Source organism: Streptomyces sp. NPDC044719 (assembly GCF_056433405.1).
Genome location: NZ_JBWKHE010000005.1, coordinates 118,215 through 128,540 on the forward strand (window position 1 = coordinate 118,215; position 10,326 = coordinate 128,540).

Sequence of the window (10,326 nt, forward strand, 5' to 3'; positions counted from 1 at the left end):
GCGGGGGTCCGCCCGGAAGCGCGGTACGGGGTTCCTCTTGCGGTGGTGTGGCGAGTGCGGACTCGTTGTGCTCTGTCGCGCAGTTCCCCGCGCCCCTAAGTGGGACCGGTCAACCCGCGTAGGGATCCGGGGCCTTGCCCGGCCTTGCCAGGAACTCGAAGTCGCAGCCGGTGTCGGCCTGCGTGATCTGCTCGTTGTAGAGCGCGCCGTAGCCGCGCTCGTACCGGGTGGGCGGCGGTGTCCAGTCCGCCCGGCGCTGCTCCAGCTCCTCGTCGTCCACGTGGAGATGGAGGGTGCGCGCCTCGACGTCGAGGGTGATGGAGTCGCCGGTGCGGACGAGGGCGAGCGGGCCGCCGACGTACGACTCGGGTGCCACGTGCAGCACGCACGCGCCGTAACTCGTGCCGCTCATCCGGGCGTCGGAGATCCGGACCATGTCCCGGACGCCCTGCTTGAGCAGGTAGTCGGGCAGCGGCAGCATCCCGTACTCGGGCATGCCCGGGCCGCCCTTGGGGCCGGCGTTGCGCAGCACGAGCACGTGCTCGGGGGTGATGGCGAGCGACGGGTCGTTGATGGTGCGCTGCATCGTCTTGTAGTCGTCGAAGACGACGGCGGGGCCGGTGTGCTTGAGCAGGTGGCGCTCGGCGGAGATGTGCTTGATGACGGCGCCGTCGGGGCAGAGGTTGCCGCGCAGCACGGCGACCCCGCCCTCGGCGGCGACCGGGTTCTCGCGGCTGCGGATGACGTCGTCGTCGTGCACGACGGCGTCCCCGATCTGCTCTCCCAGGGTTCCGTTGACGGTGGGCCGGTCCAGGTGCAGCAGGTCGGTGATCCGCGAGAGGAAGGCGGGCAGACCACCGGCGAAGTAGAAGTCCTCCATGAGGTACGTCTGTCCGCCGGGCCGGACGTTGGCCAGCACCGGCACGGTGCGGGCGATGTGGTCGAAGTCGTCGAGGGTGAGCTCGACCCGGCAGCGCCCCGCCATCGCGATCAGGTGGATGACGGCGTTGGTGGAGCCGCCGAGCCCGAGCACCGTGGTGACGGCGTCCTCGAAAGCCTCGCGGGTGAGGATCCGGGACGGCTTGAGCGCGGTCCAGGCGAGCTCCACGGCACGGCGCCCGGAGGCGGCGGCCATCCGCTCGTGCCCGGAGTCGACGGCCGGGATCGAGGAGGCGCCCGGCAGCGTCATACCGAGGGCTTCCGCCGCCGCGGTCATCGTCGACGCGGTCCCCATGGTCATGCAGTGACCTGGTGAACGCGCCAGCCCGCCCTGCAGCTCCCTCAGTTCGCAGTCGGTCAGGTTGCCCGCGCGGTGCTCGTCCCAGTACTTCCACATGTCGGTGCCGGACCCGAGGGTCTCACCGCGCCAGTGGCCCGGCAGCATCGGCCCCGCCGGCGCGAAGATCGCCGGTACGTCGGCCGAGGCCGCACCCATGAGCAGCGCGGGTGTCGACTTGTCGCAGCCGCCGAGCAGCACCGCCGCGTCGATCGGGTACGACCGCAGCAGCTCCTCCGTCTCCATCGCGAGCAGGTTGCGGTAGAGCATCGGGGTCGGCTTCTGGTACGTCTCGGAGAGCGTGGCGACCGGGAACTCCAGCGGGAAGCCGCCGGCCTGCCACACGCCCCGTTTGACCGCCTCGGCGCGCTCGCGCAGATGGACGTGGCAGGGATTGATGTCGGACCAGGTGTTCAGGACGGCGATCACCGGGCGGCCCCGGTACTCCTCCGCCTCGTAACCGAGCTGGCGCATACGGGCGTTGTGCGACCAGGTACGAAGCTGGCCCTCGGCGCCGTACCACTGATGGCTCCTGAGCTCCTCGGGACGCAGTCTGCCGGTCATATCGACCACCCCGCGGCGATGGCGGCGACCTCGGCCCGCTCGCTCTCCGGCAGCGGCTTGCTCGGCGGGCGGACCTCGCGGCGGCACAGTCCGAGAGAGGCGAGGGCCTCCTTGACGACGGTGACGTTGTTGGCGGAGCCGCTGTCGGCACGCAGCTCCTCGAAGCGGCGGATCTGCTCCCAGACCTTCATGGCGGCCGGGTAGTCGCCGGAGCGCAGCGCCTCGATCATGTTCAGGGAGACGGCGGGGGCGACGTTGACGAGCCCCGAGGTGAAGCCGGTGGCGCCGGCGGAGAAGTAGGAGGGGGCGTACGGCTCGGCGAGCCCCGCCACCCAGACGAACCGCTCAAGACCGGCGTCCCGGGCGAAGGCCGCGAACCTGGCGGCGTCCGGGACGGCGTACTTCACGCCGATGACGTTCGGGCAGGCGTCGGCGAGTTCGGCGAGCCGGGCGCCGGTGAGCTGCGGGTTGCGGACGTACGGGACGACGCCCAGCTCGGGCACGGCCTCGGCGACGGCACGGTGGTAGTCGACCCAGCCGGCCTGGGAGACGTACGGGTGGACGGGCTGGTGGACCATCACCATCTGGGCGCCGAGCTCACGGGCGTGCCGGGCGGAGTCAACCGCGGTGGGCACGTCATGGCCGACCCCGACCAGGACGACGGCCCGGTCCCCGGCCTCGTCCATGGTCAACTCGGTGACCAGACGGCGCTCTTCGGGGGTCAGGGCGTAGAACTCGCCGGTGTTGCCGTTCGGGGTGAGGGTCGTGATGCCGCCGTCGAGCAGACGGCGCAGCAGGGCCCGGTAGGTGTCCCGGGCGACGGTGCCGTCCTCGGCGAACGGGGTCACCGGGATCGCCACCACGTCGGCCAGGGCCGCCCGCTGGGTCTCGAACGCCACGCTGCTCATTCCTGACCTTCCTGTTCCAGTCCTGCCTCGGGGAAAGCACGCCGCACGAAGGACGCGATGTGGGAGTGGAGGGCACGGGCCGCGCCGTCGGCGTCGCCGTCGAGGGCGAGCCGCAGGATCTCGCGGTGCTCGCCGGCCTCGCGCTCCCAGGAAGGCGAGGCGGCCCAGGCGACGGCGGAGACCAGGGCGGCCTGGTCGCGGACCTCGTCGAGCATCCGGCCGAGCAGCGGGTTGCCGCACGGCAGGTACAGGGCGCGGTGGAACTCCCGGTTGGCGAGGGAGCGTTCGGCGGTGTCGATGGCGGCGTCGGCCCTGGTCAGCGCCTCACGGGCGGCGTCCAGGGAGGCCCCGCGCTGTACGGCGCGCTTCAGCGCCTCGGGTTCCAGCAGCAGCCGTACGTCGTAGACCTCGCGCGCCATGTCCGCGTCCACCAGGCGCACCGTGACGCCCTTGTACTGGCTCATCACGACCAGACCGGTTCCGGCGAGGGTCTTGAGGGCCTCGCGCACCGGGGTCTTCGATACCCCGAACTGTGCGGCGAGCTCGGTCTCGACCAGCGCCTGTCCCGGCGTCAACTGCCCGGTGAGGATGCGGTGCTTGATCCCCTCCAGCACGAACTGCGTGCGGGAGGGGATCGGGGTGGGCACAGAGGTCATGCGCGCCTCTCGGATCTCACGTATCGGATCTCACGTATCGCGTCTCATATATGACGTACGAAGTACGACGCGATGACGGTAGGAGGGGCGCGTTTGTTTCGTCAATGCTTCTGACAGAGGAAGTAGCAATCGCTTTCTACGCCCTGGGGGCCCACCCCGGGTCCCGCCCGCTCAGTCCCACCGCCCTGGCCAGCAGCGGGGCGTCGGCCTCCACGCGGACGACGGGTCCGAAGATCTCGCCCCGGCCGGGGTCGTCGGCGGCCGCCTCGAGGAAGCCGTGGCACGCCTGGAGCGCGGCCGGGTCGGGGGCGTAGGGCTGACCGGTCGCCCGGGCCAGGTCCCAGCCGTGGATGACCAGCTCGTCGGTCGCGACCAGGCCCGCGATCTCGCCGGGCATGTCCACGCTTCCGGCGCGGGTCATACCGGACCACGCGGCCGGGTCCCGCCAGGCCTCGGCCATCTCGCCGAGCACCTTGGGCAGCTCCTCGCGCCAGCCGGCCCCCAGCTCGGGCAGGGTGGAGCCCGGGCTGGTGTCGGTCGTGACGCCCAGGTCCTTGCGGCCGGCGTCACGGAAGGCGACGGCGAGCCCGGCCAGGTGGGCCAGTACATGGCGCACCGCGTACTCCGGGCAGGGCGTCGGGTCCTTCAACTGCTCGTCGGTGACGCCCTCGGCCAGGCGTGCCACGACCGTCGCCTGCGGTCCGAGGTCGGGGGTCGGGGTCGGGGTCGTGTCGGTCATCGGCTGCTCCTCTGGTTCCGGTCCTGAGAGGTAGACCGGCACCGGCCACGGAACTCATCGCTTCGGAATCGTGGCCCATGGCCGGCCGACCTAAAATGCGCATAGGGGTTATTCCAGGCGCCTTCAGTGACAGGTGGTGCGTGATGGCGCAGGAGGGCGAGCTGAGAGTGCATCTGGAGCGCGAGCTGGCGGATGAGCCCACGCGCGTGTTCCGGGAGCTGACCGACCCCCTGGAAGTGGCTCGCTGGTGGGGCCCGGACGGGTTCAGCATCCCGAGTGTGGAGATCGACCTCCGCCCGGGCGGTGCCTACCGGATCGCGATGCAGCCCCCGGAAGGCGAGCTGTTCTACCTGGTGGGTGAATACATCGACGTCGATCCCCCGGTAGGCCTGGCGTACACCTTCCGCTGGGAGGATCCCGATCCCGAGGACCGGGAGACGGTGGTGACCCTGTCGCTGCACGACACCGGCGTCGGACAGTCCCGGCTCATCCTCGACCAGGGCGACTTCGCCACGGAGCGGCGGCGGGCCCTCCACGAGGAAGGCTGGACCGAGGGCCTCGGCAAGCTCGGGGACATGCTCGCCTCCCGCTGGGACTGATCACTTCCCACACGGGAATTAGGGCACCCTCCCGATCCCTCCGCCCGGTCCTTAGTCCCACGATGGCCAGGCATGACGACCAAGACGACCTGGCCTCTCGTACGCGTGCTGCGCGACCGCGACGCGGGGCTCTGCCTCTCCTCGGTGGTGGTCTCCGGCTTCGGCACCTCGGCCCTGTGGCTGGCGTCCGGCGTATGGGTCAAGGACCTCACCGGCTCGGACGGCCTGGCCGCGCTGTGCATGCTCGCCATGTGGCTGCCGACCCTGGCCGGCCCGCTGCTGGGCGGACTTGCCGACAGGGGCCGCCGCAAGCCGCTGCTGATCGGCGTGAACGTGCTCCTGGGCGCCGTCCTGCTCACCCTCGTGAGCGTCGACGCCCCGGGCGACCTGTGGCTGCTGTACGCGGTGCTGTTCCTCTACGGCGCGGCGGGCGTCGTCCATGACGCGGCCGAGTCGGCGCTCGTGGCGACCGCCGTCGACCCGGCCCTGCTCGGCGACTTCAACGGCCTGCGCATGACGGCCAACGAGGGCATGAAACTCCTGGCCCCGCTGGCGGGCGCGGGCCTGTACGCGGCGTACGGCGGTGCGGGCGTCGCCCTCCTGGACGCGGCGACGTTCGTGCTGGCCACGGGGCTGTACGCGCTGCTGCGGGTGCGGGAGGAGCGACCCGGGCCGCCCACCGGAAGCCGGCGGAAGCGGACCGCCGAGGGCGCCCGCCACCTGTGGGCGCACCCCGTACTGCGCCCCCTGGTCCTGGCGGGCGGCGCGACCATGCTGTGTGCCGGAGTGAACGGGGCGATGATCTACGCCGTCGTCGACGACCTCGGGCACTCCCCCGCGTACGCCGGTGTGCTGTACGCCGTGCAGGGCGCCGGGTCGGTCGCGGTGGGCCTGCTGTCCGGCGCGGCCCTGCGCCGCCTGGGCGAGCGGCGCTTCGCGGCGTACGGCATCGCCCTGCTGGCCGTAGCGGTGGCCCTGCGGGCGGTGCCGTCCGACCCGCTGGCGCTGATGTGCGGCGCGGGGATCGGCGCGGGCCTGCCCGCCGTACTGATCGCCGCCCTGACCTCGGTGCAGCGCGAGACCCCCGGCCCGCTGCTCGGCCGGGTCACCGCCACGGCCAACACGCTGGTGTACGCCCCGAACGTGATCGGACTGGCCACCGGAGCGGCCCTGGTCGAGCTGACCGGCCACCGGCTGGTGCTGGTAGCCCTGGGTGCCGCCCTGCTGGCGACGGCGACCCCGCTGCTTCAGCGCCCGGCGCGGACCGAGCCGACCGCCTCGCGGTCACAGTCGGACACCGACCCGGCCTGACCACTGGAACCGAGCCACCCGGGCACCCCGGCTGCTAGCGATCCGCGAGCACGGCACTGACCGCCTCGAGGTCACCGTCCGACGCCAACCCCGCGTGATACAGCCGCAGTTCCGTGGCACCGAGCCGACGGGCCTCGGCCACGTCGTCGGCGAGGGTGTCAGGACTGCCGCCCATGCCCGAGACGACGGGGAAGTTGGCGGCGATGACGGCGCCCTCCGTGCCCTGGCTCGCGAACGGCGTCAGGGTGCCGGTGCCGCCCGCGCAGGGCACGACCACGCCGTCCGCGACGGACAGGATGTGCGCCGGGTCGACGCCGGGGTTGGCGCCGACGTGGTAGGACACCGGGTCCGCGTGCAGCAGCACCTGGAAGCCGTCGGGGGCGGCCGCCCGGACCGCCGCGACCGCCTGTTCCTGAAGTGTGCGGGCGGTTTCGTCCCGGTACGCGCGCGTGGTGCTCGCGAGGGTCTCGCCGAGGAGCTTCTCGATGCCCGGCCAGCCCCCGTCGGAGGGCGCCACCCCCTGCCAGACCGGCTCCAGCGCGGTGCGTACGGCGGCGGCCAGCTCGTCGGCGTCCAGGCCGTGCCGGCCGTAGCCCTCCCGGCAGGACGGGCAGAAGCACAGCGCCATCAGGTACTGCCCGGCGTCCCCGAGGCCGACGCCGCCGGTCTTGTCGTGGGCGTGCAGATGCTGCAGGCCGTACCAGCCGAGGGACTCCAGCTCGGTGCCCCGCGCCCCGGGCCGTACGGCCGCCTCCGCCGCCAGATCGGTCAGGTACGCGCGCGTGGCGGGCTGGGTGATGCACGGCGCCCAGGGGTAGCGGTCGCCGTAGGCGTTGACGACCGAGGTGTCCGGATGCTCGGCGCCGAGGCGGGAGTTGTGCGCGAGGACGACCCAGGTGTGCACCTCCAGGCCGGCGTCCGCGAGAGCGACCGCGGCCTCGCCGAAGGCGTCCCCGGGGGCCCAGGCACCGGCCGCGTAGGGGCGCAGCTCCCGCCCCGCCCAGCGGTCGTCCGCCGGGTAGAGCACGGCGGCGTGCTCGGCGGTGACGATGCGGTGGCGCGGGTGGCGGGGCGTGAGGGCGCGGGTGGAGTGGTAGGCCGCGGCGAGCGTCACCTGCTCCACGCCGAGCGCGGCGATCCGCGCGGGCGCCTCCGGATCCCCGTTGACGTCCCAGGGGTAGACGAATGCCGACGCCTTCACTTGGCCTCCTCCAGCAGCGCGTAGCCGCGTTCGATCAGTTCGGCGAGCTGCTTGACATGATCCTCGGTCGGCTCGTGCAGCGGGGGCCGTACCTCGCCCACCTCGAGGCCGCGCAGCCGTACACCGGCCTTGACGAGCGCGACGGCGTAGCCGCGGCCCTGGGCGCGCAGTTCGACGAACGGGCGGAAGAAGCCGTCGAGCAGCTTCTCCACGGTCCGTTCGTCGCCGTCGGCGAGGGCCTGGTGGAAGGCGAGGGCGAGCTCGGGGGCGAAGCAGAACACGGCGGAGGAGTAGAGCGTGACGCCGAGGGCGCGGTAGGCGAGCTGGGTCTGCTCGGCGGTCGGCAGGCCGTTGAAGTACAGGAAGTCGCCCGGGACCTCCGAGCGCACGGCGCTGATGACGCGCTGCATCAGGTCGAGGTCGCCGAGCCCGTCCTTGAGGCCGATGATCCCCTCCGTGCGGGCCAGTTCGACGACGGTCTCCGGGGTGAAGACAGCGTTGTCGCGCTGGTAGACGACGACGGGCAGGGAGGTCGCGGCGGCCACCTCCCGGTAGTGCCGCAGCAGCCCCTCCTGCCCGGCGACGACGAGGTAGGGCGGCATGGCGAGCAGCCCGTCCGCCCCGGCGGCCTCGGCGAGGCGGGCGTAGCGCACGGCGAGCGCGGTGCCGTACCCGGCGCCCGCGACGACCGGCACCCGTCCTTCGGCCGCCTCGACGGCCGCCCGGACGCACCGTTCGAACTCCTCGGGTGTGAGCGCGTGGAACTCGCCGGTGCCGCAGCAGGCGAACACGGCGGCGGCCCCGGCCTCGACCCCGCGGCGCACATGCGTGCGGTAGGCGTCGAGGTCCACGGAGCCGTCGGGGCCGTACGCGGTGACCGGGAAGAACAGCGGCCCGCTGGGAAGGCTGAGTCGAGCGGCGAGAGGGGCTGACGTCACGAGCTCTCCCGGTTCCATATTCATGATTGGCGTCTATATTTCTGAACAGCTCCACGCTAAGGCGCCCCCTTGGCGCCGGTCAAGCGTGCGAACCCGCGACGCACCAGCGGATTCGCCGCTCCCGCGACCTACTTGACGGGCTCCACCCCGGCTCCATAGCGTGTCCACGAATATGAATGCCGTGCGCCCATGTACACGGTGGACCGTTCAAGGAGAACCGAGGATGCCCGCTCCCCGCACCGTTCTGCTCACCGGCGCCGCCGGCGGCCTCGGCACGCTGATGCGGGACCTGCTCCCGGACTACGGCTACGAGCTGCGCCTGCTCGACCTGCGCCCGATCGAGGACGCGCCGGACGCGATCGTCGCCGACCTCGGCGACAAGGACGCCCTGCGCGAGGCCGTCCGGGGCGTCGACGCGATCATCCACCTCGCGGGCATCTCCCTGGAAGCCCCCTTCGAGAAGATCCTCAAGGCGAACATCGAGGGCACCTACCACCTGTACGAGGCCGCCCGCGAGGAGGGCGTCGGCCGGATCGTCTTCGCCTCCTCCAACCACGCGGTCGGCTACACCCCGCGCCCCCAGGGCTCCGACCCGCTCATCCCCATCGACACCCCGCACCGCCCGGACACCTTCTACGGCCTGTCCAAGTCCTTCGGCGAGGACCTCGCGCAGTTCTACTGGGACAAGCACGGGATCGAGACGGTCTCGGTGCGCATCGGCTCCTGCTTCGCCGAGCCGACCAGCGTCCGCATGCTGTCGGTGTGGATGAGCCCTGCCGACGGCGCCCGCCTCTTCCACGCGACCCTGACCGCCGAGAACGTCGGCCACACCGTCGTCTACGGCTCCTCCGCCAACACCCGGCTCTGGTGGGACCTCACCACGGCACGGGCGCTCGGCTACGACCCCCAGGACGACTCCGAGCCCTTCGCCGAGAAGCTGATCGCCGAGCAGGGCGAGCTGCGGGACGGCAACGAGGCCCACGCCTACCTCGGCGGCCCGTTCGTGACGGACCCGCCGATCTGGCCGTACTGACCGGAAGGCACCACCTCCGGAGGCGGGCGGGCAGAGAACGGACCCGCCCGCTCGGGCATTCGGGCAACGCCGCCAGGGGCGCGGGGAACCGCGCGACCAGCCACGACGCGCCCACACACAGCCACGACCTCCCCACCTCTCACCGCGCGAACAGAAGACCGAACGGGCACAGACGGGCAGGATCGCTCCCGCAACAGACCTGGCCACCACGGAACACCCGCTGTAGAACTTCCCCCATGGCCCGACCGAGGGCCCGAACGGGCAGCACAGCAGGAGGCGGGTGACGGCCATGAACAGAACCGCGGAAGAACGTCAGCGCGAGATCGTGCTCGTCGCACGGCGTGACGGCGCTGTCGACGTCACCGCCCTCGCCTCCGAGCTGGGCGTGGCCAAGGAGACCGTGCGGCGGGATCTGCGCGTCCTGGAGGACCACGGCCTGCTCCGCCGCACCCATGGCGGTGCCTACCCCGTGGAGAGCGCCGGCTTCGAGACGACCCTCGCCTTCCGGGCCACCAGCCACGTCCCCGAGAAGCGCCGGATCGCGGCCGCCGCGGCCGAGCTGCTCGGGGATGCCGAGACCGTCTTCGTCGACGAGGGCTTCACCCCGCAGCTCATCGCCGAGGCACTCCCCAGGGACCGTCCGCTGACCGTGGTCACCGCGTCCCTGCCGGTCGCGGGCGCGCTCGCCGGGACCGACACCGTCTCCGTCCTGCTGCTCGGCGGCCGGGTCCGCTCCGGCACCCTCGCCACCGTCGACCACTGGACGACGAAGATGCTGGCCGGCTTCGTCGTCGACCTGGCGTTCATCGGCGCCAACGGCATCTCCCGCGAACACGGCCTCACCACCCCCGACCCGGCCGTCAGCGAGGTCAAGACGCAGGCGATCCGGGCCGCCCGCCGCACGGTCTTCGCGGGCGTGCACACCAAGTTCGGAGCGGTCAGCTTCTGCCGGTTCGCCGAGGTCGGCGCGCTGGAGACGATCGTGACGAGCACGCTGCTGCCGACGGCCGAAGCCCACCGCTACTCACTGCTCGGACCCCAGGTCATCCGGGTCTGACACCACACCGACCCTCGTCCCCCAGCGGGCGCGGTCACGCCTTG

Annotated in this window: 10 protein-coding genes; 4 read left to right on the top strand and 6 right to left on the bottom strand. The window is 72.2% G+C overall.

Features of this window, described 5'->3' with window-relative positions; genetic code table 11:
• Positions 1-109: 109 nt before the first annotated feature.
• The 4 genes from araD to AC07DF_RS20720 form a co-directional block, all read right to left on the bottom strand.
• Entirely contained in the window at positions 110-1,840 is a 1,731-nt protein-coding gene (gene araD, locus AC07DF_RS20705; RefSeq protein ID WP_478973096.1) for an L-arabinonate dehydratase, read from the bottom strand.
• Positions 1,837-2,748, bottom strand: a complete 912-nt coding sequence (locus tag AC07DF_RS20710; RefSeq protein ID WP_478973099.1) for a dihydrodipicolinate synthase family protein — start codon at positions 2,746-2,748, stop codon at positions 1,837-1,839. Before AC07DF_RS20710 ends, araD begins: the two co-directional genes overlap by 4 nt.
• A complete protein-coding gene (locus AC07DF_RS20715; protein WP_478973102.1) occupies positions 2,745-3,404 on the bottom strand; it encodes a GntR family transcriptional regulator in 660 nt (219 codons plus the stop codon). Before AC07DF_RS20715 ends, AC07DF_RS20710 begins: the two co-directional genes overlap by 4 nt.
• Before the next feature lie 136 nt (positions 3,405-3,540).
• A complete protein-coding gene (locus AC07DF_RS20720; protein ID WP_478973104.1) occupies positions 3,541-4,143 on the bottom strand; it encodes a TIGR03086 family metal-binding protein in 603 nt (200 codons plus the stop codon).
• Positions 4,144-4,286: 143 nt separating this feature from the next.
• Here AC07DF_RS20720 and AC07DF_RS20725 point away from each other — a divergent pair, with 143 nt between their 5' ends.
• A complete protein-coding gene (locus tag AC07DF_RS20725; protein ID WP_478973107.1) occupies positions 4,287-4,742 on the top strand; it encodes an SRPBCC family protein in 456 nt (151 codons plus the stop codon).
• Positions 4,743-4,814: 72 nt separating this feature from the next.
• Positions 4,815-6,053 (top strand): MFS transporter, encoded by a 1,239-nt coding sequence (locus AC07DF_RS20730; RefSeq protein WP_478973109.1) that lies wholly within the window; start codon positions 4,815-4,817, stop codon positions 6,051-6,053.
• Positions 6,054-6,087: 34 nt separating this feature from the next.
• Here AC07DF_RS20730 and AC07DF_RS20735 read toward each other — a convergent pair whose 3' ends face one another.
• Complete coding sequence (locus tag AC07DF_RS20735) at positions 6,088-7,254, bottom strand: hypothetical protein (protein WP_478973112.1); 1,167 nt, start codon at positions 7,252-7,254, stop codon at positions 6,088-6,090.
• Positions 7,251-8,192 (bottom strand): 5-dehydro-4-deoxyglucarate dehydratase, encoded by a 942-nt coding sequence (locus AC07DF_RS20740; protein WP_478973115.1) that lies wholly within the window; start codon positions 8,190-8,192, stop codon positions 7,251-7,253. The genes AC07DF_RS20735 and AC07DF_RS20740 overlap by 4 nt, the downstream gene beginning before the upstream one ends.
• A gap of 223 nt (positions 8,193-8,415) precedes the next feature.
• Here AC07DF_RS20740 and AC07DF_RS20745 point away from each other — a divergent pair, with 223 nt between their 5' ends.
• Positions 8,416-9,225, top strand: coding sequence for an NAD-dependent epimerase/dehydratase family protein (locus tag AC07DF_RS20745; protein WP_478973118.1), 810 nt, complete (start codon positions 8,416-8,418; stop codon positions 9,223-9,225).
• 289 nt (positions 9,226-9,514) lie between these two features.
• Complete coding sequence (locus tag AC07DF_RS20750) at positions 9,515-10,282, top strand: DeoR/GlpR family DNA-binding transcription regulator (protein ID WP_478973121.1); 768 nt, start codon at positions 9,515-9,517, stop codon at positions 10,280-10,282.
• The last annotated feature ends 44 nt before the right edge of the window (positions 10,283-10,326 follow it).